This window comes from Allonocardiopsis opalescens, from assembly GCF_003002095.1.
In the GTDB taxonomy this organism is placed as follows: Bacteria; Actinomycetota; Actinomycetes; order Streptosporangiales; family Streptosporangiaceae; genus Allonocardiopsis; species Allonocardiopsis opalescens.
Genome location: NZ_PVZC01000001.1, coordinates 1210186 through 1231799, shown reverse-complemented (window position 1 = coordinate 1231799; position 21614 = coordinate 1210186). Strand labels below are relative to the sequence as shown.

Annotated in this window: 21 protein-coding genes; 7 read left to right on the top strand and 14 right to left on the bottom strand. The window is 75.5% G+C overall.

Annotation, left to right across the window (positions count from 1 at the left end; all coding sequences use genetic code 11):
- The first annotated feature begins 115 nt into the window (after positions 1 to 115).
- Complete coding sequence (locus CLV72_RS05055; RefSeq protein WP_211302698.1) at positions 116 to 1000, top strand: LysR family transcriptional regulator; 885 nt, start codon at positions 116 to 118, stop codon at positions 998 to 1000.
- The gene (locus tag CLV72_RS05050; RefSeq protein ID WP_106239961.1) at positions 997 to 1899 is read left to right on the top strand and encodes a serine hydrolase; all 903 of its coding nucleotides are present in this window, start codon (positions 997 to 999) and stop codon (positions 1897 to 1899) included. The genes CLV72_RS05055 and CLV72_RS05050 overlap by 4 nt, the downstream gene beginning before the upstream one ends.
- Positions 1900 to 1918: 19 nt before the next feature.
- Here the strand turns inward: CLV72_RS05050 and CLV72_RS05045 are convergent, their stop codons facing one another.
- Positions 1919 to 2611, bottom strand: coding sequence for an SDR family NAD(P)-dependent oxidoreductase (locus CLV72_RS05045; protein WP_106239958.1), 693 nt, complete (start codon positions 2609 to 2611; stop codon positions 1919 to 1921).
- Between the two features lie 101 nt (positions 2612 to 2712).
- On the opposite strand from CLV72_RS05045, the gene CLV72_RS05040 reads away from it, so the two are divergent.
- A complete protein-coding gene (locus CLV72_RS05040) occupies positions 2713 to 3555 on the top strand; it encodes a helix-turn-helix transcriptional regulator (RefSeq protein ID WP_106239954.1) in 843 nt (280 codons plus the stop codon).
- Between the two features lie 133 nt (positions 3556 to 3688).
- Positions 3689 to 4498: a GNAT family N-acetyltransferase gene (locus CLV72_RS05035; protein ID WP_106239950.1), complete on the top strand. Its 810-nt coding sequence runs from the start codon at positions 3689 to 3691 to the stop codon at positions 4496 to 4498.
- Positions 4499 to 4546: 48 nt separating this feature from the next.
- Here the strand turns inward: CLV72_RS05035 and CLV72_RS05030 are convergent, their stop codons facing one another.
- Complete coding sequence (locus CLV72_RS05030; protein WP_106239947.1) at positions 4547 to 5266, bottom strand: polyamine aminopropyltransferase; 720 nt, start codon at positions 5264 to 5266, stop codon at positions 4547 to 4549.
- A 510-nt stretch (positions 5267 to 5776) separates the two neighbouring features.
- On the opposite strand from CLV72_RS05030, the gene CLV72_RS05025 reads away from it, so the two are divergent.
- Positions 5777 to 7381, top strand: a complete 1605-nt coding sequence (locus CLV72_RS05025) for a flavin monoamine oxidase family protein (RefSeq protein ID WP_106239944.1) — start codon at positions 5777 to 5779, stop codon at positions 7379 to 7381.
- A gap of 36 nt (positions 7382 to 7417) precedes the next feature.
- On the opposite strand, the gene CLV72_RS33560 is transcribed toward CLV72_RS05025, so the two are convergent.
- Complete coding sequence (locus tag CLV72_RS33560; RefSeq protein ID WP_281262390.1) at positions 7418 to 7549, bottom strand: hypothetical protein; 132 nt, start codon at positions 7547 to 7549, stop codon at positions 7418 to 7420.
- A gap of 201 nt (positions 7550 to 7750) precedes the next feature.
- Between CLV72_RS33560 and CLV72_RS05020 the strand changes: the two genes are divergently transcribed.
- Entirely contained in the window at positions 7751 to 8608 is an 858-nt protein-coding gene (locus tag CLV72_RS05020; RefSeq protein WP_106239941.1) for an NAD(P)H-binding protein, read from the top strand.
- A 14-nt stretch (positions 8609 to 8622) separates the two neighbouring features.
- On the opposite strand, the gene CLV72_RS05015 is transcribed toward CLV72_RS05020, so the two are convergent.
- The 11 genes from CLV72_RS05015 to CLV72_RS04965 form a co-directional block, all read right to left on the bottom strand.
- On the bottom strand, positions 8623 to 10338 hold the full coding sequence (locus CLV72_RS05015; protein ID WP_211302697.1) for an IlvD/Edd family dehydratase: 1716 nt from the start codon (positions 10336 to 10338) through the stop codon (positions 8623 to 8625).
- The gene (gene larC, locus CLV72_RS05010; RefSeq protein ID WP_106239934.1) at positions 10335 to 11558 is read right to left on the bottom strand and encodes a nickel pincer cofactor biosynthesis protein LarC; all 1224 of its coding nucleotides are present in this window, start codon (positions 11556 to 11558) and stop codon (positions 10335 to 10337) included. Before larC ends, CLV72_RS05015 begins: the two co-directional genes overlap by 4 nt.
- Positions 11555 to 12262 (bottom strand): nickel pincer cofactor biosynthesis protein LarB, encoded by a 708-nt coding sequence (larB, locus tag CLV72_RS05005; RefSeq protein WP_106239931.1) that lies wholly within the window; start codon positions 12260 to 12262, stop codon positions 11555 to 11557. The genes larC and larB overlap by 4 nt, the downstream gene beginning before the upstream one ends.
- The gene (gene larE / locus CLV72_RS05000) at positions 12259 to 13089 is read right to left on the bottom strand and encodes an ATP-dependent sacrificial sulfur transferase LarE (protein ID WP_106239927.1); all 831 of its coding nucleotides are present in this window, start codon (positions 13087 to 13089) and stop codon (positions 12259 to 12261) included. Before larE ends, larB begins: the two co-directional genes overlap by 4 nt.
- Positions 13086 to 14207: an Ldh family oxidoreductase gene (locus CLV72_RS04995; protein ID WP_106239923.1), complete on the bottom strand. Its 1122-nt coding sequence runs from the start codon at positions 14205 to 14207 to the stop codon at positions 13086 to 13088. Before CLV72_RS04995 ends, larE begins: the two co-directional genes overlap by 4 nt.
- Complete coding sequence (locus tag CLV72_RS04990; RefSeq protein WP_106239920.1) at positions 14200 to 14877, bottom strand: RraA family protein; 678 nt, start codon at positions 14875 to 14877, stop codon at positions 14200 to 14202. The genes CLV72_RS04995 and CLV72_RS04990 overlap by 8 nt, the downstream gene beginning before the upstream one ends.
- A complete protein-coding gene (locus CLV72_RS04985; protein ID WP_106239916.1) occupies positions 14877 to 16160 on the bottom strand; it encodes a nickel pincer cofactor-dependent isomerase, group 22 in 1284 nt (427 codons plus the stop codon). The genes CLV72_RS04990 and CLV72_RS04985 overlap by 1 nt, the downstream gene beginning before the upstream one ends.
- A complete protein-coding gene (locus tag CLV72_RS04980; RefSeq protein WP_106239912.1) occupies positions 16157 to 17692 on the bottom strand; it encodes a tripartite tricarboxylate transporter permease in 1536 nt (511 codons plus the stop codon). Before CLV72_RS04980 ends, CLV72_RS04985 begins: the two co-directional genes overlap by 4 nt.
- A gap of 13 nt (positions 17693 to 17705) precedes the next feature.
- Positions 17706 to 18230, bottom strand: coding sequence for a tripartite tricarboxylate transporter TctB family protein (locus tag CLV72_RS04975; protein ID WP_170140873.1), 525 nt, complete (start codon positions 18228 to 18230; stop codon positions 17706 to 17708).
- 184 nt (positions 18231 to 18414) lie between these two features.
- Positions 18415 to 19470 carry a Bug family tripartite tricarboxylate transporter substrate binding protein gene (locus CLV72_RS04970; protein ID WP_106239906.1) on the bottom strand — a complete coding sequence of 352 codons (1056 nt, stop codon included), beginning with the start codon at positions 19468 to 19470 and terminating at the stop codon, positions 18415 to 18417.
- Positions 19471 to 19574: 104 nt separating this feature from the next.
- Entirely contained in the window at positions 19575 to 20228 is a 654-nt protein-coding gene (locus CLV72_RS04965) for a GntR family transcriptional regulator (RefSeq protein WP_170140872.1), read from the bottom strand.
- A gap of 193 nt (positions 20229 to 20421) precedes the next feature.
- On the opposite strand from CLV72_RS04965, the gene CLV72_RS04960 reads away from it, so the two are divergent.
- Positions 20422 to 21588 (top strand): mandelate racemase/muconate lactonizing enzyme family protein, encoded by a 1167-nt coding sequence (locus CLV72_RS04960; protein WP_106239899.1) that lies wholly within the window; start codon positions 20422 to 20424, stop codon positions 21586 to 21588.
- Positions 21589 to 21614 lie beyond the last annotated feature (26 nt).

The window sequence follows — 21614 nt, the reverse complement described above, 5'->3', positions numbered from 1 at the left end:
CGCGCTCCGCCCCGGAGCGCCGCCGTGAGCCCGTAGTGCAGTCTCGCGGCGTGCCGCGATGCTGTCGAAGACACAAATGACCATTCACATGCGCGATCGGCATAGTCTGTCCGCCGTGGACATCGTCGGGGCCTGCCGGGCCTTCGTGAACGTGAGCGAGCGGGGCAGCTTCACCCTCGGCGCCGCCGCCACCCGCATCCCGCAGCCGGTCGCCAGCCGCCGGATCGCGGCGCTGGAGCGGCATCTGGGCGGGCGGCTGTTCGACCGGTCGGCGCGGCGGGCCGCGCTCACCCCGTTCGGCCGCGACATGCTGCCGTCGGCCAAGCGCCTGGTCCAGCTGGCCGACGCGATGGAGCACGACGCGGAGCGGGCCAGGCTCACACCGCTGCGCATCGCCGTGCCCGACATCTGCGCCGCCCGCGAGCTGGCGCTGCTGGACGCGGACGCGCGCCGCCAGGGCGTCTACCTGGACTTCCGCCCCGCTACTCCGGCCGAGCGGGCCGAACTGCTGCACGCGCGGCAGGTGCGGGCCGCCGTCGCCGCGGTGCCGTCCGACGACGGGCACTGGACCGTGCCGCTGGGCCTGGCGGGCCTGTCGGAGCCCGGCGCGGGCGCCGTGTACGTCGAGACGCTGCGGGTGGGCCGCGCCGACCCGGCGCCCAGGCGCCGGATCTGGGTCCAGCCCGAGGACGACGTGCCGCACGTCCGCGACCGCCTGATGCGGGTCAGGGACGCCGTCGGCCTCCAGCCGGCGCAGGTCGCCGTCGCCCCGGCTCTCACCTCCGCCGCGGCGGAGGCCTACGGCTCGGCCGACCTGCTGCTGTGCTCGGCGCGGCAGGCCGAGGAGCTGGGCCTGCACTGGCGCCCGATCGGCGAGACCGAGCTCGCCCGCGGCTACGACCTGGCCGCCGACGGGGACGAGGGCGAGCGGCTGCGGACCCTGCTGCGGCACGGCATCGCCCGCTGCCTGGGCGCCCCGGCGGACGGGGCCGCGCCGTGAGCGCCGACGCGCTCGTCCGCGAGCTGCGCCGCGAGCTGGACGACGGCGGCCTGCGCGGGTCCTTCCTGGTGTCCGAGCTGCGCACCGGGGACGAGATCGGCATCGAGCCCGAGCTGCGCTTCCCGATCGCCTCGCTGGTCAAGGTGCCGCTCGCCATCGCCGTACTCGACCGGATCAGGACGGGCGCGCTCGACGGCGCCGAGCGGCTGCTGGTGCCGCCCGGCGGCGTGACCACGCCGGGCCCCATCGGGCTCACCCGCTTCCGGCACCCCGCTACGGTCGCCGTCGACGACCTGCTCTACCTCAGCACCTGCCTGAGCGACAGCAGCGCGGCCGACGCGCTGTTCGAGCTGGTCCCGCCCGCCGAGGTCGCGGCGTCGATGCGGGCGCTCGGGCTGCCGGGCATCAGCGTCCGGCACACGATGCGCGAGCTGAACGACACCCCGGCGGACCGCTTCGGCACCGCCGAGGCGCACCTGGCGCACTCCCTGGCCATCGGGGCGGGCACGGCGGGGCGCGGGCACCCGGTGCCGCAGCTCGACGTCACCCGCGCGAACGCCGCTTCGGCGCGGGAGCTGGCCGGGCTGCTGCGGGCGCTGTGGACCCCGTCGGCGATCGACCCCTGGGTGGCCGGGCGCGTCCGGGGGCTGATGGCCGACAACGTGCTGCGGCACCGGCTGGCCCCCGACTTCAGCTCCGACGCGTCGCGCTGGTCGTCCAAGACCGGCACCCTGCTCAACCTGCGGCACGAGATGGGGGTGGTCGAGCACGCCGACGGCCAGAGCTTCGCCATCGCGGTGCTCACCGAGTCGCGCGTGCCCGCCATCAGCCAGCCGGGCGCCGAGGCGCTGATGGCGCGGGTGGCCCGCCGCCTCCGCGACCACCTGCGGGGGCGGTAGGCGGCGGGGGCGGGCGGGCCTACCAGGGCACGGGCCCGGCGGCGTTGAAGAAGCCGCCGGTCGGGCCGTCCGGTCCGAGCAGCGCCATCCGGACGATGATCTCCGCGCCCTCCTCGACGGTCTGGGTGCCGGTGCGCCCGTTGAGGTCCGTCGCGGTGTACCCGGGGTCCACGCAGTTGACGCGCATCCCGGGGAAGGCCATGGCGTACTGCACCGTGAGCATGTTGACCGCCGCCTTCGACGACTGGTAGCCGAGGCCGGGGAAGCGCGATTCGAGCGCCTCGGGCGTGGTCACCCGGGTCATGGAGCCCAGGCCGCTGCTGACGTTCACCACGACCGGCGCGGCGGAGCGGCGCAGCAGCGGCAGGAAGGCGTGCGTCACCCGCACGACGCCGAGGACGTTCGTCTCGTACGGTGCGCGCAGGTGCTCGGCGGTCGCCTCGGCGACGCCGATGAACTCCCCGGTGATGGCGGCGTTGTTGACCAGGACGTCGAGCCCGCCGTCGGCCTCGACGGCCTTGGCCGCCGCCGCGACGGACGCGTCGTCGGCCACGTCGATGAGGAGCGGTCTGGCCCCCAGCTCCTCGGCGGCCCTGCGGCCCCGCCCGGGGTCGCGGGCGCCCAGGTAGACGGTGTGGCCGGCCGCGATGAGCCGGCGCGCGGTCTCGTAGCCGAGACCCTTGTTCGATCCGGTGATCAGTGTCGTCGTCATGGCGCCAGGCTCGGTCCGGGCGCCGCGGCCAACCAGGCGTCCCGTCTTCGTAGGACTGCCGGTACCAGGCAATTCGGGCGCGGATCGGGCAGACTGGCCCTATGACGACGGAGGAGTTCGGCCGGGCACTGCGGCGCTGGCGCGACCGCGTGCGGCCCGAGGCGGCCGGGCTGCCCGCGGGCGGCCGCCGCCGCGCGGCCGGACTGCGCCGCGAGGAGCTGGCCCGGCTGACCGGGATCTCCGTCGACTACGTCACCCGCCTGGAGCAGGGCCGGGCCACCAGCCCGTCGGCGCAGGTCGTGACGGCGCTGGCCCGCGCGCTGCGGCTGTCCGAGGACGAGAGCGCCCACCTGTTCCGCACGGCCGGGCTGGCCCCGCCCCGGCCTGAGCTGGTGCCGGCGCAGATCACGCCCAGCGTCCAGCGGCTGCTGGACCGGCTGGCCGGCACCCCCGTCGCGGTCTTCGACGCGTCCTGGACGCTGCTCACCGCCAACGCGCTGCACGTCGCCGTGTCGGGCGACCCGTCCCCGCTGCGCGGCAACGAGCGCAACATCGCCTGGCAGCACTTCATCAACGGCGGGCTCGGCCGGGTGCGGTACACGCCCGAGCAGGCGATCGCCTTCGAGACCGCGCTCGTCGCCGACCTGCGCACGGCCTCGGCCCGCTACCCGGCCGACCAGCGGCTGCGGCGGCTGGTCGCCGAGCTGCGCACGCGCAGCGCCCACTTCGCGCGGCTGTGGGACTCCGGCGTCGTCGGCACCCACCGGGCGGCCCGCAAGACCATCGACCACCCGCAGGTGGGCCCGATGACTCTGGACTGCGACGTGCTCACGGTGGCCGGCAGCGATCTGCGCATCGTCCCCTACACCGCCGAGCCCGACACCGAGGACGCCGACCGGCTCGCCCTGCTCGCCGTCATCGGCACCCAGCCTCTCGGGGCCTAGCCCGGGGCGCCGCCGAGCGCGTCCGCACTCCCCTCCGGTCCGATCCGCACGCCCGCCGCCGCGGCGGAGGCGGAACCCGGTCGACAGCCGCCGCGCGGGTCCACCATGATCGGAGGCGGACGGAAGGAACAGAATGGACAGAGCGGACACAGCCGCCCCCGTGCGCGGACCGGACCCGGCGGACGCCCCCGGGCCGCCGGCCCGCGACCGCCACGAGCCGGCGGTCGCCAACGCCCGGGAGCTGTGGACGCGGCTGGGGCGGGCGCGCGGCCTGCCGGTGCGGGCGCACCCGTGCTACCTGGCCGTCGACGGCGGCCCGGAGCTGGGCGGACTGCGCGTCCTGGTCGGCCGCACCCCGCCCGGACCGGCCGAGGCCGCAGCCATCGCCGCGCTCGCGGCGGCCTCGGCCGGTCCGGCGGTGGTCGAGGACCACTCCGGCGCGCTGACCGCCGACGACCTGCCGGGCTTCACCCCCCGTACCCTCCCGGTCATGGTCCGCGAGCCGGGCCCGGCGAACGGCGGCGCCCGCGGCACCGGCACCGAGGTGCGCGAGGCGCGCGGCGCCGAGGAGCTGCGCACGGTCGAGCGCATCATCGTCGACGGCTTCCCGGTACCGCCCTTCCAGCCCTACTCCCCCGGCCGGCTGCTGCCCGGCGCCCTGCTCGGCGACGCCGCCTGCGCCTTCCTGTCCGCCCGCCGCGAGGGCGCCGACGCCGGCTGCTGCCTCCTGCTGCGCACCGCGGGCGCCACCGGCGTCTACTGGGTCGCCACCCTCCCCGAGCACCGCTCCCGAGGCGTCGGCCGCGCCATCATGGCCGCCGCCATCGCCCGCTCACCCGACCTGCCGCTCGCCCTGTGCGCGACCGCGGCGGGCGAACCGCTCTACCGTTCCCTGGGCTTCACCCGCGTGGCCGAGTCCACCTGGTGGTCCAAGGGACGCTGAGAGACGCCGCCGGCGGCACCGTCGGGCCGCCCGGGCGCGGCACCTCGCCTACTCCTCCGCCGTCCGGGCGACGTAGACCGTGTTGGAGGCCGGGCGCTCCTGGAAGGGGTTGGGGAAGGTGACGACTTCGGCCGCGGCCTGCGGGAAGACCTCGGTGAGGACGGACATGAAGCCGTCGTCCGGGGGGTCGTTGGACCACAGGGCGAAGGCGCCGCCGGGGTGGAGCTGGGCGGCGAGGTGGCGCAGGCCCGAGGGCTGGTAGAAGGCGGCGTGGTCGGGGTGCAGCAGGTGGCGCGGCGAGTGGTCGATGTCGACGATGACGGCGTGGAAGCGGCGGCCCGGGGCGCGGGGGTCGAGCCGCGCGGCGGCGGCCAGCGCGAAGAAGTCGCCCTGCACGAGGTGGCAGCGGGGGTCGGAGACCAGCTCGGTCCCGGACGGGATGAGCCCGCGGCGGTGCCACTCGATCACCTCGCCGAGGGCGTCCACCACGACCAGTGAGCCCACGGCCGGGTTCTCCAGCACCGTGCGCGCGGTGTAGCCGAGGCCGAGCCCGCCGACCGCGACGTCCAGGCCGGGGCCGGGCATCCCGGCCAGCGCGAGCCGCGCCGCCTCGACCTCGGCGGCGGTGAACAGGCTGGACATCAGGAAGTCGTCGTCGAGTTTGATCTCGTACACGTCCTCGCCGACCACGGGGTCGCGGCGGCGGCGCAGGCTCACCGACCCCATGGCGGTGGGGCGCCAATCGAGCTCTTCGAAGCGGGCGCTCATCTGATCCCCGATCCTCGTGCGGTCATCCCACTCTCTCATCCCGTCCCGCCGCCGCGGCCCAGGCCCATTCGGGAGGTTCGCGGCGACCGCGGACGGCTCGGCGGGCAGACCCCGCCGCCGCCCGGGCCGGTGCGCCGGACCGAAACGGAGAGCGCGAGGGCGCGGGGCTTCGGGCCGGTCGCCGGAATCGGGCGGCGGAGCGGGCCGGCGGGCAGCCGGGGCGGTGGCGTCCCGCCCCGCCCGTTCCCGCTCGTCCGGCCCGCTTCCGGCGATAGTGGACGCAGCGCGCGGACGCGTCAGGGGGGACGCTCGCGCGGTGGCCGGGCGCGGTCCGGGCCTTTTCGGCGCAGGGAACGTCACGGTCCGGACACCGGTCCGATACGGGTGCGAAACAGCCCCATAGCAGCCTTTTCACGATCAAACCGGCCATAACAACTCCGTTCTCGGCGGCCGGGTCGTTGTCCACTGGCGGCTCGGGCCTGCGCTCTGGGGCCGCGGCGAGGAGCGGATATGGCGATGACGGGATCGCGTCGGGACTTCCTGAGGTCGGTCGGGATGGCCGGCGGCGCCGGGGTGCTGTACTCCACGATGAGCGCGCTCGGCCTGGCCCCCGTCCCCGAGGCGCACGCGGACGCCTACCGGCCGCCGCGGGCCGGCGACCTCGCCGCCACCGGGCGGCGCGGCGGGCGGGTGCTGGTGCTGGGGGCCGGGATCGCGGGCCTGGCCGCCGCCTACGAACTGGGCAAGGCCGGGTACCGCTGCCACGTGCTGGAGGCCAAGGACCGCCCGGGCGGGCGCAACTGGACGGTGCGCGGCGGCACCCGCGAGACCGACCTCGACGGCCGCACCCAGACGGCGGCCTTCTCCGAGGGCCAGTACATGAACGCGGGCCCCGCGCGGCTGCCGCAGTCGCACCTGAGCCTGGAGTACTGCCGCGAGCTGGACGTGCCGGTGGAGGTGTTCGCCAACCAGAACGCCAACGCGTACATCTACCACGAGAACGGCGGCGGGACGCTGGCCGGACGGCCGGTGCGGTGGCGCACGGCAAAGGCCGACATGTACGGCTACGTCGCCGAACTGCTGGCCCAGGCGACCGACCAGGGCGCGCTGGACCAACGGCTCACCGCCGCCGACCGCGAGCGGCTGCTGTCCTTCCTGCGCGACTTCGGCTCCATCGGCGGCCGCGCCGACGGCTGGGCCTACACCGGCGGCAGCCGGCGCGGCTACGCGACCGAGCCGGGGGCGGGGCTGGAGGAGGGCACCGTGCTCGGGCCGCCGCCCTCGCTGCCGGACGTGCTCGCCGCCGGGCTGGGGCGGCGCTTCTCCTTCGAGTTCGGCTACGACCAGGCGATGATGATGTTCCAGCCGGTCGGCGGCATGGACGCCATCCCGCGCGCCCTGGCCGAGGCCGTCGGCGCGCACCGGATCACCTACCGGGCCGAGGTCACCGGGGTGCACGACCGGGCGGACGGCGTCGAGGTGACCTGGCGTGACCACCGCGGCCGCGTCCGCACGGATGAGGCCGACTTCGCCGTCGCCGCCATCCCACCGATGATCATGGCGCGGCTGCGGCACAACCTGGGCGCGGACGTCACGGCGGCGCTGCGCCACCCGGTCCCCGCCCCGGTCGGCAAGATCGGCCTGGAGTACCGCAGCCGCTGGTGGGAGACGGACGAGCAGATCTACGGCGGCATCACCCCCACCGACACCGATCTCGCCACCATCTGGTACCCGTCCCACGGCTACCACGGCCGGCGCGGCACGATCATCGGCTACTACAACTTCGGCGAGAACGCGCTCGCCTACGGCGCCCTCCCGCACGCCCAGCGCCTGGAGCGGGCGCTCAGCCGCGGTGTCCGCGTCCACGGCGCCAAGTACCGCACCGAACTCGCCGCCTCCTTCAGCGTCGCCTGGCACAAGGTCCCCTTCATCGAGGGCGCCTGGGTCGACTGGCCCTCCCAGACCGGCCCCGAGTACCGCCTGCTCGACCGCCCGGCCGGCCGCGTCCACTTCGCCGGCGACTGGCTCAGCCACGCCATCGCCTGGCAGCACGGCGCCTTCGCCTCCGCCCGCAAGGCCGTCACCGCGATCCACACCCGCGTGCTGGCGGAGTGAACCGGACCGGCCGCGCCGGCACGGGCGGCGCGGCCGTCACCGCGGCCACCCGGAGGGCGGCAGGACGGTGAACAGCGTGACCGCCGCGGCCATGATGGCGTGCGGGACGGGCGCGGGCGGCGCGATCCCGGCCGGCGACAGGGCGCCGACCGCGCCGAAGGTCAGCACGGCCGGCCGCGCGCCCGCGCCTCATTCTGCCGCCGTTCGCCCCGTTCCACCCGAATCACAATTCGGAACGGTCGGCGCATTATGCCCGGAACATCCGTAAATAGAACGAAATCAGGGATTCCGGCTGTGCGAGCATGGGGCCGCGGTTCCGGGCGGTGGGGTCCGGGGGCTTGTCGTCGGGCGCGGGGAAGGTCTCGTCTCATGATCGTGGTCACCGGAGGCGCCGGCCGTTTCGGCCGCCTGGTGGTGCGGAGCCTGCTCGCCCGGGGAGTGCCCGCGGCCGGGCTGGCCGTGGCGGTGCGCAGGCCCGAGGCGGCGGCCGAGGCGGCGGCGCTCGGGGTGGCGGTGCGCACCGCCGACTACGACCGGCCCGACACGCTCGCCGCCGCCTTCGACGGCGCCGAGCGGCTGCTGCTGGTCTCGGCGAACGGGGCCGACGACCGGCGCGTCGTGCAGCACCGCGCGGCCGCGGCCGCGGCGGCGCGGGCCGGGGTGGGGCTGGTCGCCTACACCTCCATCACCCGCGCCGACGCCAACCCGCTCGGGTCCGCCCGCGTCCACCGCGATGCCGAGGCGGCGCTGGCCGCGCACCGGCTGCCGGCGGTGCTGCTGCGCAACGGCTGGTACACCGAGAACTACACTGCGACGCTGTGCGGCGCCGCCGAGCGCGGGGAGATCGTGGGCTGCGCGGGCGACGGGCGGATCGCCTCGGCGACCCGCGCCGACCTGGCCGAGGCGGCCGCCGCCGTGCTCACCCGCGACGGGCAGGCGGGCCGCGTCTACGAGCTGACCGGCGAGACGGCCTGGTCGCTGCCGGAGCTGGCCGCGGCGGCGACGGTCCGCTCCGGGCGCGAGGTGGTCTACACCGACCTCGCGCCCGACCGCTACGCCGACTACCTGGCCCGGACCGGCCTGCCGCCCGCCCTGGTGGACGCGCTGGTGGACGCCGAGGTCTGGGTCGCCAAGGGCGCGCTGGCCCACACCTCGCCCGATCTGCGCGGACTGCTGGGCCGGCCGCCCGCGCCCCTGCACACCGCCGTCGCCGCCGCCCTCGCCTGAGCGCGGCGGGCCGCTCAGAACTTCGGCTGCCGGTAGGAGCCGGCCGGGTCGCGGCCGTGCAGCACGTCGAAGTCGCAGCCCAGCGGTGCCTGCTCGACGTGGTCGAGGAAGATGCGGCCGTAGCCGCGCCGGTAGGCCGGGTCGGGCGGGGTCCACTCGGCGCGGCGGCGCTCCAGTTCGGCCTCGTCCACGTGCAGGTGCAGGCTGCGGCCGGGGACGTCGAGTTCGATCTCGTCGCCGTCGCGGACCAGGGCGAGGGGGCCGCCGACGGCCGCCTCGGGGGCGACGTGCAGGACGACGGTGCCGAAGGCGGTGCCGCTCATCCGGCCGTCGCAGACGCGCACCATGTCGCGCACGCCCTGGCGGAGCAGCCGCTTGGGGATCGGCAGGTTGCCGACCTCCGGCATGCCGGGGCCGCCGACCGGGCCGGCATTGCGCAGCACCAGCACGCTGTCGGCGTCGACGTCCAGGTCCTCGTCGTCGATGCGCGCCTTGAGGTCGTCGACGCCGTCGAAGACCACGGCGCGGCCCCGGTGCCGCCAGCGCTCGCGGGGCGCGGCGACGTGCTTGATGACCGCGCCGTCCGGGGCGAGGTTGCCGCGCAGCACCGCGATGCCGCCGTGCGGCCACACCGGGTTCTCCAGCGGCCGGATGACCTCGTCGTTCTCGATCCGCGCCGTCGACACCTCCTCCGCGAGGGTCCGGCCGGTGACGGTGAGGGCGTCGCCGTGCAGCAGCGGCAGCAGCCGCCGCATCAGCGCGGGCACGCCGCCCGCGTGGTACAGCTCCTGCATCTGGTAGCGCCCGGCCGGGCGCATGTCGGCCAGGATCGGGGTGCGCCGCCCGATCCGGTCGAACAGCTCCAGCGGCAGCTCGACCCCGGCCCGGCCCGCGATGGCGGGCAGGTGCACGACGGCGTTGGTGCTGCCGCCCAGCGAGCTGAGCACGGTGACGGCGTTCTCGAAGGCGGCCCGGGTGAGGATGCGCGAGGGCCGCAGGTCCTCGGCGGCCATCGCGGTGATGCGCCGCCCCACGGCCTGCGCGTGCTGGAGGCGGCGCGCGTCCACGGCCGGGATGGCGGCATTGCCGGGCAGCGCCATGCCGAGCGCCTCGGTGAGGGCGCCCATCGTCGACGCCGTCCCCATCACCATGCAGTGCCCCGGGCCGCGGACGATGCCGTCCTCCAGCGCCCGGTAGGTGTCGTCGTCGATCTCCCCGGCGCGGTGCTCGGCGGTCAGCCGCCGGCAGTCGGTGCAGGCGCCCAGGGTCTCGCCGCGGAAGTGCCCGTTGATCTGGGGTCCGCCGCTGAGCATGATCGCGGGCAGGTCGGCGCTGGCCGCGCCCATCAGCGCGGCGGGCGTGGTCTTGTCGCAGCCGGTCAGCAGCACCACGCCGTCGATGGGCTGGGCGCGGATCATCTCCTCGGTGTCCATGGCGGCGAGGTTGCGGTGCAGCATGGACGTGGGCGCCAGGAAGGTCTCGCCCAGCGAGATGGTGGGGAACTCCACCGGGGTGCCGCCCGCCTGCCACACCCCGCGCTTGACCGCCTCGCACAGGGTGCGGAAGTTGGAGTGGCAGTTGTTCAGCTCGCTGAAGGTGTTGCAGATCCCGATCAGCGGGCCCTTGAGGCTGGTGTCGTCCAGGCCGGTCGCCTTGGTCATCGCGCGGTGGGTGAAGCCGGCGACCCCGTCCTCGGCGAAGAACTCCGCACTCCTGCGCTGCTGCGTCACGTCGCGTCCTCTCGGGCTGGGGGGCATCGGTCGGTGCGGCCGGGCCGGGCCACGGGCCAGTCGCCGCCGAGGGCCGACGGCGCCAGCCGCCGGGCCTCCTCGGCCACGGTGCGCGGCGGTACGCCCAGGGCGGCGGCGGCCCGCACCACGTCGTCGTGCTCGGGCTTGGCCTGCCAGGGCCCGTACTTGATCCGGACCGGGTGGCCGGACACGTGCACGGTGGTGCCCGCGCGCTCCACCGCGACCCGGTCGACGGCCGTGCGGCGCAGGCCGAGGCTGCCGGTGTGCGCGAGTACCAGGGTCTCCAGCGCAGGCGCGTCGGAGGCGCGGCACAGCACGTGCACGGTGTGCGCGGGCCGGTTCTTCTTCATCACGGCGGGGGTGATCCAGGCGTCGGCCGCCCCGGCGTCCAGGGCCGCGCCGATCAGGTGGCCGAGCACCTCGCCGGTGGTGTCGTCGACATTGGTCTCCAGCACCGTGTACGCGCCGGAGCCGGCCGCGCCGGCGCCGAGCGCTTCGCCCAGCGTCGCCTGGAGGACGTTGGGCCGGTCGGGCAGCTCGCGGCTCCCCGCGCCGTAGCCGGTGGCGCGCACCGTCATCGGCGGCGCCGGGCGGTAGGACGCCCCCGCCGCGGCCAGCAGCGCGGCCCCGGTGGGGGTGACGGTCTCGGCCGCGATGGCGGCCCAGCTCACCTCGGCGCCGCGCAGCAGCGCCAGGGTGGCCGGGGCCGGGGCGGGCAGCCGCCCGTGCGCGGTCGCGACGGTGCCGCGGCCCAGCACCACCGGCGCGGACACCACCTGCTCGACGCCGAGCAGGTGCAGCGCGGCGGCGGTGCCGACGGTGTCCACCACGGTGTCCAGGCCGCCGATCTCGTGCAGGTGCACCTCGCCGGGGTCCACGCCGTGCAGGGCGCCCTCGGCCTCGGCGAGCAGCCGGACCGCCGTCGCGGCCAGCCGGGCGACCGGCTCGGGCTCGGCCCGGGCGACGTGTTCGAGCAGCCGCGCGGCGGGGCGCGCGGTGGCGTCGTCGTCGACGCGCACCTGCGCGCGGGTCGCCATCAGGCCGCCCTTGGCGGCGCGGACGGCGGTCAGCCGCCAGCCGTCCAGCCCGGTGGAGCGGACGGCCGCCTCGATGCCCGCCACCGGCGCGCCGAGGTCGATGAGCGCGCCGAGCAGCATGTCGCCGGAGATCCCGGCGAAGGGGTGCAGGAAGAGGATCATCCCGGCCCCCTCCGCGAGCGGACGGCCATGGCCAGCCGGTGCGCGGCCATGGCGGCGCCGAAGCCGGAGTCGATGTTGACCACGGTCAGCCCGGCCGCGCACGAGCTGAGCATGGCCAGCAGCGCGGTGACGCCGTCCAGTCCGGCGCCGTAGCCGGTGGAGACGGGCACCGCGACGACCGGGCAGGCCACCAGGCCGCCGACCACGCTGGCCAGGGCGCCCTCCATCCCGGCCACCACGACGACGGCGTCGTGCGCCGCGACCTCTTCGGCGCAGTCCAGCAGCCGGTGCAGGCCGGCCACCCCGACATCGCGGAAGAGCGTCACCTCCAGGCCGACGGCGCGGGCCACCGCCGCCGCCTCGGCCGCCACCGGCTCGTCGGCGGTGCCCGCGGTGAGGATCGCCAGCCGGAAGCCGTCCGGCGGCGCGGGCCGCCAGGCCAGCAGGCGCGCCGCCGGGTCGTGGCTCCCGCCCGGGTGCGCGGCCAGCACGGTGCGCGCGGGCTCCGCTTCGACCCGGGTGACCAGGACGGGCCCGTCGGAGCGGTCCAGCAGCTCCGCCACGATCGCGGTGATGTGCCCGGTCCGCTTGCCCGGGGCGTACACGCACTCGGCGACGCCCTGGCGCGCCTCGCGGGCGGTGTCGACCCGGGCGAAGCCGAGGTCGGTGTAGCCGGGGTCCGGACCGGCCGCCGCGCCGCTCACCGGGCCGCCCCGCCGCGCGAGGTGACCGAGAGCGGCAGCAGCGCGTTCAGCCGCCCGCTGGCGAAGCCGCCCAGGTCGAGCGCGCAGAAGGTGAAGCCGCAGGCCCGCACGCCGGCGTCCAGCCGCGCGCGCAGCGCCACGGCGCGCTCGGCCTCGGCGTCGGGCAGCTCCACCCGCGCCACCGTGCCACCGGAGTGGGCGCGCACCCGCACCTCGGTGAAGCCCAGCTCGCGCACTGCCTGCTCGGCCGCCTCGATCCTGGCCAGGACCTCGGGCGTGACGGGTTCACCGTAGGCGACCCGCGAGGCCAGGCACGGCGCGGCGGGCTTGGCGGCGGTGCGCAGCCCCAGCGCGCGGCTCGCCGCGCGCACCGCCGCCTTGTCGAAGCCCGCGTCGGCCAGCGGGGTGAGCACGCCCCGCTGCGCGGCCGCCCGCCGGCCGGGGCGGTAGTCGCCCAGGTCGTCGAGGTTGGTGCCCACGGCCATCGCGGCGCCGAGCATCCGGGCCAGCGGTCCCATCGCCTCGAACAGCGCGCTCTTGCAGTGGAAGCAGCGGTCGGCGCCGTTGGCGGCGTACTCGGGCCGCTCGCCCTCGTCGGTGCAGACCTCCAGGTGCGCGATGCCGTGCTCGGCGGCGAAGGCGCGCGCCTGGCGCCGCTCGGCGGCGGCCAGGCTCGGCGAGACCGCCGTGACGGCCAGGGCGCCCTCGCCGAGGGTGCGCGCCGCGACGTAGGCGAGCAGGGCGGAGTCGGCGCCGCCGGAGTAGCCGACCACGATCCGCCGCTCCCGGGCCAGCCGCTCGCGCAGCCGGTCGATCGGCTCCGTCATGGCCGCGCCTCCCCGCTGCCGGCCGGCGTCCCGGCGTCCGCGCCCAGGCAGGCCAGCGCCTGCTCGGGCAGGCCGAGCGAGCGCGCCACCGCGGCCAGCTCGGCCCGCACCTCGGCCGGGAGGGGGAGGCCGCGGGCGCGCCGCTCCGCCTCCCGTTCGGCCTCCGGCTCGCCGGGCAGGTACACCCGGGTGTGCCCGGCGGCGGTGGGCAGCGCGGCCAGTTCCTCGGCCAGCGCGCCCATGCGCCGGGCGAAGTCCTCGGCCGGGCCGAACAGGTCGGGGCGCAGCGCGAGGAAGAAGTGGCCCACGTTCTGCGCGCGGTCGGGGTTGCCGTACAGCGGCGGGATGTGCGGGCCGTACTCGGCCCCGCTCAGCACACCCGACAGCACGTCCACCAGCAGCGCCAGGCCGGAGCCCTTGGCGCCGCCCAGCGGCAGCATGGTGCCGGCCAGCCCGGCCGCGGCGTCCTCGGTGGGCTTGCCGTCGACGTCCAGCGCCCAGCCGGCCGGGATCCGCTCGCCGCGCTTCTCGGCCATGATGATCTTGCCCCGCGCGACGGTGCTGGTCGCCATGTCGAAGACGATGTCGGGGCGCCCGCCGGGCACCGGCACGGCGTAGGACAGCGGGTTGGTGCCGAAGTACGCCCGCGCCCCGCCCCAGGGCGCCATCGACGCGGGGGCGCTGGTGGTGGCGAAGCCGATCAGCCCGGCCGCCGCCGCCTCGCCGGTGTAGTGGGCCAGCATGCCGCAGTGGTTGGAGCCGCGCACCGCGACGGCGCCGATCCCGCTCTCCCGCGCCTTGGCGGCGGCGGTGCGCATGGCGTGCCCGGCCACCACCACGCCGGGCCCGTTGCCGCCGTCCAGGTGCGCGCTGACCGGGGTCTCGGCCAGCACCCGGATCCGCGGGCGCGGGTCGACCAGCCCCTGCCCGATCCGCTCCACGTAGATGGCGGTGCGGCTCACCCCGTGCGAGCCGACGCCGCGCAGGTCGGCCAGGACCAGGTGCTCGGCGACGGCGCCCGCGTCCTGCCCGGTCAGTCCGGCGGCGGTGAAGACCTGCCGCACCAGTTCGCGCAGCGGCCCGTGCGGGACGCCCGCCGGCTCGGTCGGCTCAGCCATCGGCGCACCCGTTCGCGGCGAGCTTCCGGTCGATCCAGGCCCGGTCCCAGCCGTCGCGCTCGATGGCCGCCACCACGCCGCGCTCGTTGCCGCGCACGGCCTCGGCCTCGCGCCGGACCTGCTCGGCGTCCGCACGCGGCACCACGACCACGCCGTCGGCGTCGCCCAGCACCAGGTCGCCGGGGAGCACCGGGGTGCGGCCGCAGCTCACCGGTACGTTGATCTCGCCGGGGCCGTCCTTGTAGGGGCCGTTGGGGCTGATCCCGGCGGCGTAGACGGGCAGGCCCAGCTCGGTCAGCTCGTCGTCGTCGCGGACCATGCCGTCCACGACCAGCCCGGCCAGCCCGCGCCGCCGCGCGTAGCGGCACATCAGTCCGCCGACGATCGCGTAGTCGGCGCCGCCGCACGCGTCCACCACCAGGACGTCGCCGGGCCCGGCCAGGTCGAGCGCCTTGTGCACCATCAGGTTGTCCGACGGGCGGGTGCGCACGGTGAGCGCGGTGCCGACGAGGTAGGGGGCGGGCGCCATCCGGCGCAGGCCCCGCAGCGCGCCGAAGCGCCCCATCGCGTCGGCGACGTTCGCCACCGGGAAGGCGGCGGCGCGGAAGCGCTCCAGGGTCTCGGCCGCCACCGACTCGGCGCGGGGCAGCACCCGGTTGCCGACCCCCATCACGGCACCAGCCTTCCGGCCGCGTCGAAGGCCGGGCCCGGCCGCGACTCCAGCAGTTCGACGTCCTCGTTCGCGCGGATCTCCGGCAGCAGCGCCGCCGAGACCCACAGGGTCTCCAGGTGAAGGGTGTTGTCGATGACCGCCATGCGGACCTCGCCTTCCTCTCCGGGATCGGGTTTGAGCAGCCGCCCCATCGCGTCGACCAGCGCGGCGTCGTCGGGGAACGTCATGGGCACGGCGGCGCGCTGGGGCCCGCCGCTGGTCAGGCAGTTGAGGTAGGTGGCGGTGCGGTCCATCCCGCGGACCAGCCGCTCGGTGGTGAGGTCGGCCAGGCCCACCCCGGTGGCGTTGCCGTGCGAGCCCTCGTCGAGGTCGAGCACGCCCAGGCAGCGGATGCTCGGCGTCTCGGGCTCGGGCATGCCCTCTAGGCGCAGCCGGCCGATCACGTTGGTGTCCATGCCGCAGCCGCTGAAGGCCTTGCCCATCAGCCGCACCACCAGCGCGTCCAGCCGGTCCACCGGCAGCCGGGGCAGCAGCCGCCTGGCCAGTTCCAGCAGCTCGGCCTCGCGGGCGGCCAGTTCCTCGGCGGGCACCGCCGCCACGGCGGCGGGCCGCTCGTGCGCGTCCTGGACCACGGCCAGGCCGCCGAGGACCGGCAGCCGGTCCACGACCACGGCGGCGATGGCCTCGATCGCCGGGACCATCCGGTGCCAGCCGAGGCGGTGCACCATCGCCGCGCCGTCGGCGCGGCCGGCGCCGACGGTGAGCATCTTCAGCAGCCCGCTCTCGTGCGGCCCGTGGAAGGAGGTGTGCGGCTTGACCCGGTTGACGGCGAGGATCGCGTCGGCTTGCGCCGCCTCCTCGGCGAAGTACACCGGCAGCCCGGGCAGCGGGCCGGCGGTCTCGCCGAGCGGCACCACCCGGTCCGAGCAGCTGACCGGCGCGCCGGTGCTCTCCTCGGTGACGCCGAGGGAGTCCAGGATCGCGCGCTGGCCCGGGCCGGTGCCGCCGCCGTGGCTGCCCATGGCCGAGAACAGGAAGGGCTCGGCGCCCGCGTCGCGGGCGGCGCGCACCGCGCCGCGCAGCAGCCCGGCGATCCCGTCGATGCCGCGGCTGCCCGCGGTGATCGCCAGCCGCGCCCCGGCGGGCAGCCCGCGGCGGGCGAGCAGCCCCGCGGTCTCGCGGTAGGCGGTCTCGACGGGGTCGGGCAGCGCCGCCGAGGGCAGGGCGCGGCGGATCCGGTGCAGCGGCACCCGGCGCATGACGCCGTCCCCGGCACTCACGCGTCCTCCCTCTCCTTGGCGGTGGCGGCCTGGGCCGCCATCCGCCTGCGCATCCGGGCGGCCAGCGGCGGCGCGGCCAGCGACAGCACGATCAGCAGCAGCAGGACCACCGACAGCGGGCGGGACAGGTAGTAGCCGATCAGGTCGCCCTGGGCCATCACGAAGGACTGGCGCAGCCCCTTCTCGGCGAGGGCGCCCAGGATCAGCCCGAGCACGATGGGCGCCGGAGGCACCCCGACCTTGCGCAGCAGGTAGCCGATGACGCCGAAGACGATCATCACCCACACGTCGGCCATGCTGTTGTTGACGGCGTAGGTGCCCACCACGCACAGCGCGACGATGATCGGCACCAGCACCTTCATCGGCACCCTGGTGGCCAGCACGAAGTAGCGCGCCCCGGCGATGGCCAGGACGCCCATCAGGACGTTGGCCAGCAGGAAGCCGAGCATGATCGCGTAGGTGGTGTCGGCCTGCTCGGTGAAGAGCCGGCCGCCCGGCTGCATGCCGTGGATGAGCAGCCCGCCCATGATCACCGCCGTCGCGGAGCTGCCCGGGATGCCGAGCGTCAGCATCGGCACCATGGCCCCGCCGGTGACGGCGTTGTTGGCGGCTTCGGCGGCCGCGACGCCCTTGAGGGAGCCCTTGCCGAACTCCTCGCGGTCGGCGCCCTTGGAGAAGCGCTTGGCCTCGTTGTAGCCGATCCAGGACCCGATGTCGCCGCCGGCGCCGGGCAGTACCCCGACGAAGACGCCGATCCCCGACGAGCGGGCGATGGTGGCGGTGATCCTCTTCAGCTCGCGCAGCGTCGGCAGGGCCCGGCCCTTGAGCGCGTGCGCCATCGCGGTCCCTCCGCCGCCGCGCCCCTCGGCGAGCACCAGCACCTGGGAGAGCGAGAACAGGCCGATCAGCGCCGGGACCAGTTCGATACCGGACTGCAGCGCGGTCGTGCCGAAGGTGAAGCGCGGGAAGCCGGTGAGGATGTCGATGCCGATGGTGGCGACCAGCAGGCCGAGCGTCCCGGCGGCGAAGCCCTTGAGCAGCGAGCCGGCCGCCAGGCTGCCGATGATGAGCAGTCCGAAGACCGCGATCAGGAAGTACTCGGGCGCCGAGAAGGCGAGTGAGACCTGGGCGAGCGGCGGCGCGAGCAGCAGCAGTGCGAAGGCGCTGACCAGGCCGCCGACCATCGACGCGATCGCCGAGACGGCCAGCGCCTTGGCGCCCTTGCCCTGGAGCGTGAGCTGGTAGCCGTCCAGCGCGGTGGCCGCGGCGGCCGGTGTGCCCGGTGTGTTGATCAGGATGGCCGAGACCGACCCGCCGTAGGTGGCCGCGGCGTAGATGGCGGCCAGCATCGACAGACCGGCGACGGCGTCCATCCCGAAGGTGATGGGGATCAGCAGCGCGATGCCCATGGTCCCGCTGAGGCCGGGGAGCGCGCCGATGATGATGCCGCCGACGACTCCGGCGGTGATGGCGAGCATGACCTCCCAGGTGAAGAGGTTGTCCAGCGCGCTGAGCAGCAGTTGGGTGTCCATTGCGCCCGGCCCCCTAACCGAAGAGCCCGGTCGGGAGCGGAACGCTCAACTCGTGCACGAACAGCAGGTAGACGAGCCCGCACAGCCCGGCCGTCACCCCGGCCACGACGCGCAGGTCGCGCGAGCCGCCGAACCACAGGTGGCCGACCAGGTACAGCACGGTGGCCGGGAAGAAGCCGATGACGTCGAGCAGCGCCACGTAGCCGATCACGATCAGCATGGTCAGCGCGGGACGGCGCAGCACGGCCGGGCTCCACTCGCCTGAGGCGCCCTCCTCCTCGTCCGGGACGGCGTCGGCGGCAGCGGGTTCGGCGGCCGGCCTCCCGGCCGCGGCGGCGCGGACGGCGCGCACGGTGATCGCGGCGCCGAGGAACAGCAGCAGCGCCAGCACCGCACGCGGCCAGGCGGCGGCCGCCGCCGACAGCGGCAGGGTGCAGGCGAGGAAGACGACGGAGATCGCGATCAGACTCAGGCCGAGTACGGCGTCGGGTGAGCGCAGCGCGGTGGTTCGTGAGCGTTCGTCGGGTTCGACCGGCATCGGTGGGTCAACTCCTCGGATGGGCACCGGCGGTCCACCGGGCGCGGCGGCAGGGTCGCGGGGACCGTGCAGTGCGCGGCGGACGGGTGCCCGGTCGCGTGGCGGTGGGGGCGCGGTCATTCGCTTCGGTACGGAAGGGGTGCGGGCGGCGGCCGTGCCGGGGGTGCGCGGCGGCCGCGGCGGCTCAGCCGCCCTGCGCGCCCCAGATGTAGCGCTCGCCCAGGCGGCGGGCGGTTCGGTCGTCGCGCTCGATCATCTCGGCGTAGGCGTCGGGCGCCTGGTAGTCGACCTGGAGGCCCTGGGTGGCCAGCCGCTCGACGTGCGCGGGGTCCTCGATCGCGGTGCGGCAGGCGGCGACCAGGCGCTCGACCACCCCCGCGGGCAGTCCGGCCGGTCCGGCGATGCCGCGCGAGGACCAGGACTCCACGTCGGGGTAGCCGGCCTCGGCGAGGGTGGGCACGTCGGGCAGGTAGGGCGAGCGCTCCTCGTCGGCCTTCATCACCGCGACCACCTTGACGCCGCCGTCCTGGTGCTGGGCGGTCAGCTCGCCGACATTGGCGAAGACCGCGTCGACATTGCCGCCGAGCAGGTCGGTGACGCTGTCGGCGGCGCCCTCGTTGTGCAGCACGTCGAAGCGCAGGCCGAAGCGGTCGGCGAGGGAGAGCGCGGAGAAGTGGTCGTCGCTGCCGACACCGGTGGAGGTGACGATCAGGCGCTCGCGGGCGGCGTACTCCAGCAAGCCGCGGACGTCGGTGAACCGCTGGTCGTCCGGGCTGATCGCGATGGCGCCGTAGTCGGTCACCTGGTTGGCGATCAGGGTGAAGGAGCCGGCGTCGATGTCGGTGCGGCCCAGCCGCGGATCGAGGTAGCCGGTCATGAAGTTCGGCGTGTTGATGAAGCCGAGCGTGTAGCCGTCGGGCTCGGCGCGTGCGAGGTCGTTCCAGCCGGCCCAGCCGCCGCCTCCGGGGCGGTTGACGATCTGGATCTCGCCGCCGAGGGCCCGTTCCAGGACCGGCTGCAGGATGCGCGCGCCGACGTCGGTGCCGCCGCCGGGCTCGTAGGCGACGATCATCTGGATCGGCCGCTGGGGATAGGCGCCGGCCTGGGCGCTGTCGGCGCAGCCGCTCAGCGCGGAGCCGCCGAGGGCGAGGCCCGCGACGCCGAAGCCCGCGGTCCGCAGGAACCGCCGCCGGTCGGGGTGCGAAAGATATCGTGTGTGTTCTACATCCTTTTTTGGCATGTCAGAATCTCGCCTCCTGTAGAAGCGACACGCCGGTATGAGGGTGTGCGGCGGCGATGCCGCGCGCCGGGGCGGGACCGGGGTCCCGTCTTCGCGGATAAGCGCTATCCGCCTGGGTTCTCCTTCTCCTGCTGCTGTGCCAGGTACTTCGCCATCGTCGCCTCGCCCGCCTCCAGGTGGCTGATCAGGGCGGCGCGGGCGGCGTCGAGGTCGTGCGCGGCGATCGCCTCGCAGACGTCGCGGTGCTCGTTGACGACCTCCTTCATCCGGCCCTCGTAGCCCGGGGCGAGGTAGTGCCGGATGCGGTTGATCTGCTTCTCCGCGATCGCGTAGAAGCGGATCAGCCTGGAGTTGCCCGACAGCGCCACGATCCTCTTGTGGAAGGCGTGGTCGCGGGCCAGGTACTCCTCGTAGGGGCCGGGCGGCCCCGGCTCGGGCGCGCCGTCGAAGAAGGTGGCCAGCTCCTCGACCACCGCCGGGTCCCAGTCGGCGGCCAGCCGCTCCAGGCCCGGCGGCTCCAGCAGCCGCCGCATCTCGAACAGTTCGCGGACGTCGTCGAGGTCGAAGCCGGCCACGGAGTAGCGGCCCCGGGTGCGCACGACCAGCCCCGCCGCCTCCAGGCTCTGCATGGCGTCGCGGATGGGGGTGCGGCTCACCCCCAGCACCTCCGAGAGCTGCCGGTCCACCAGCGGGGTGCCGGGGGCCAGCTCGCAGCGGACGATGGCGCCTTCGATGGCCTCGTAGGCGGTCTCGCTCATCCGGAGCGTCCTCAGCGGCCCCTGGGCCCGCATGGGGGCTAGCGCGTCCATGTGACGCACGGTACATTGCGTTCCAGATCACAACAAGGGCATATGGAATACCAAATTCCAAATACCAGGACCACAGACCCCGCTGACCAGGCAGGACGCTCACCAAGATCGCGTGACACGAGCCGAGAAGGGGAGAGATCCGATGTCCCGAGAGCCCGCCCGCGCCCGGACGGCCGCACCGGTGGCGGCCGTGGAGACCCGGGTGGCCCGGGTGCCGCTGCGGCAGGTCACCTCCTTCGCCACCCGCCAGGTGTCCGCCCGCGACTACGTGCTGGTCACCGTCACCGACGCCGACGGCGTCCAGGGGCGCGGCTTCTGCTACGCCGGGGCGTCGGGCGGCGAGGTGGTGTCGGCCGCCGTCGCGGCGCTGCTCGGCCCGGTCGTCGCCGGGCGCGACCCCTTCGGGGTCGAGCGGATCTGGCAGGACATGTACCAGGAGGCGCTGCTGCACGGGCGGACCGGTTCGGCGATGCGCGCGCTGAGCGCGCTCGACATCGCGCTGTGGGACCACAACGCCCGCGCCCTCGGCCTGCCGCTGCACCGGCTGCTCGGCGGCTTCCGCGCCGAGACCGTCCCCGCCTACGCCAGCGGCGGCTACTACCTGGACGGCAAGACCCCCGACGACCTCGGCGAGGAGCTGGCCTCCTACGTCGCGGCGGGCTTCCGGGCGGTGAAGATGAAGGTCGGCCGGCTCTCCCCCGCCGAAGAGGAGGAGCGGGTGGCGGCCGCGCGCCGCGCCGTCGGCGACGGCGTGCTGCTGATGCTGGACGCCAACAACGCCTGGTCCGACCTGCCCACGGCGCTGCGCACCATGGACCGGCTGGCCCGCTACGACCCGTACTGGATCGAGGAGCCCTTCGGCCCCGACGACATCGACAACCACGCCCGGCTGGCCGCCGCCATCCGGGTACCGGTGGCCACCGGCGAGATCGAGGCCGGCCGCTGGCGGCACAAGGAGCTGCTGGAGCGCGGCGCCGCCGCCGTGCTCCAGACCGACGCCGCCGTGTGCGGCGGCATCACCGAGTTCCGCCGCATCGCCGCCACCGCCGCCTCCTTCGGCGTGCCGCTGGCCCCGCACTGGTTCCACGACCTGCACGCCCATCTGGTCGCGGCCACTCCCAACTGCACCTTCACCGAGTTCTTCGCCGACGACTCGGTGCTCAACTTCCGCACCCTGGTCGACACCCAGCTCGCCGTCCGCGACGGGCGGCTGGTGCTGCCGGCCGGCCCCGGGCTGGGCTTCGGCTTCGACGCCGACGCGGTCGAGCGCCACACCGTCCCCGGCACCCCGGCGACCGTCACGGCCTGACCCGGCGCCGGCCCCCGTCCCCCGAC

What these genes read in the sequence shown, in the direction of transcription:
- CLV72_RS05035 (WP_106239950.1), top strand. Translation starts at nt 3,689, where the DNA reads ATGGACAGAGCGGACACAGCCGCCCCCGTGCGCGGACCGGACCCGGCG.
- larE (WP_106239927.1), bottom strand. Translation starts at nt 13,089, where the DNA reads ATGACGGAGCCGATCGACCGGCTGCGCGAGCGGCTGGCCCGGGAGCGG.
- CLV72_RS04965 (WP_170140872.1), bottom strand. Translation starts at nt 20,228, where the DNA reads ATGAGCGAGACCGCCTACGAGGCCATCGAAGGCGCCATCGTCCGCTGC.
- larC (WP_106239934.1), bottom strand. Translation starts at nt 11,558, where the DNA reads ATGATCCTCTTCCTGCACCCCTTCGCCGGGATCTCCGGCGACATGCTG.
- CLV72_RS05025 (WP_106239944.1), top strand. Translation starts at nt 5,777, where the DNA reads ATGGCGATGACGGGATCGCGTCGGGACTTCCTGAGGTCGGTCGGGATG.
- CLV72_RS04960 (WP_106239899.1), top strand. Translation starts at nt 20,422, where the DNA reads ATGTCCCGAGAGCCCGCCCGCGCCCGGACGGCCGCACCGGTGGCGGCC.
- CLV72_RS05020 (WP_106239941.1), top strand. Translation starts at nt 7,751, where the DNA reads ATGATCGTGGTCACCGGAGGCGCCGGCCGTTTCGGCCGCCTGGTGGTG.
- CLV72_RS04995 (WP_106239923.1), bottom strand. Translation starts at nt 14,207, where the DNA reads ATGGCTGAGCCGACCGAGCCGGCGGGCGTCCCGCACGGGCCGCTGCGC.
- CLV72_RS05030 (WP_106239947.1), bottom strand. Translation starts at nt 5,266, where the DNA reads ATGAGCGCCCGCTTCGAAGAGCTCGATTGGCGCCCCACCGCCATGGGG.
- CLV72_RS04975 (WP_170140873.1), bottom strand. Translation starts at nt 18,230, where the DNA reads ATGCCGGTCGAACCCGACGAACGCTCACGAACCACCGCGCTGCGCTCA.
- CLV72_RS04990 (WP_106239920.1), bottom strand. Translation starts at nt 14,877, where the DNA reads ATGGGGGTCGGCAACCGGGTGCTGCCCCGCGCCGAGTCGGTGGCGGCC.
- CLV72_RS04970 (WP_106239906.1), bottom strand. Translation starts at nt 19,470, where the DNA reads ATGCCAAAAAAGGATGTAGAACACACACGATATCTTTCGCACCCCGAC.
- CLV72_RS04980 (WP_106239912.1), bottom strand. Translation starts at nt 17,692, where the DNA reads ATGGACACCCAACTGCTGCTCAGCGCGCTGGACAACCTCTTCACCTGG.
- CLV72_RS05045 (WP_106239958.1), bottom strand. Translation starts at nt 2,611, where the DNA reads ATGACGACGACACTGATCACCGGATCGAACAAGGGTCTCGGCTACGAG.
- CLV72_RS05040 (WP_106239954.1), top strand. Translation starts at nt 2,713, where the DNA reads ATGACGACGGAGGAGTTCGGCCGGGCACTGCGGCGCTGGCGCGACCGC.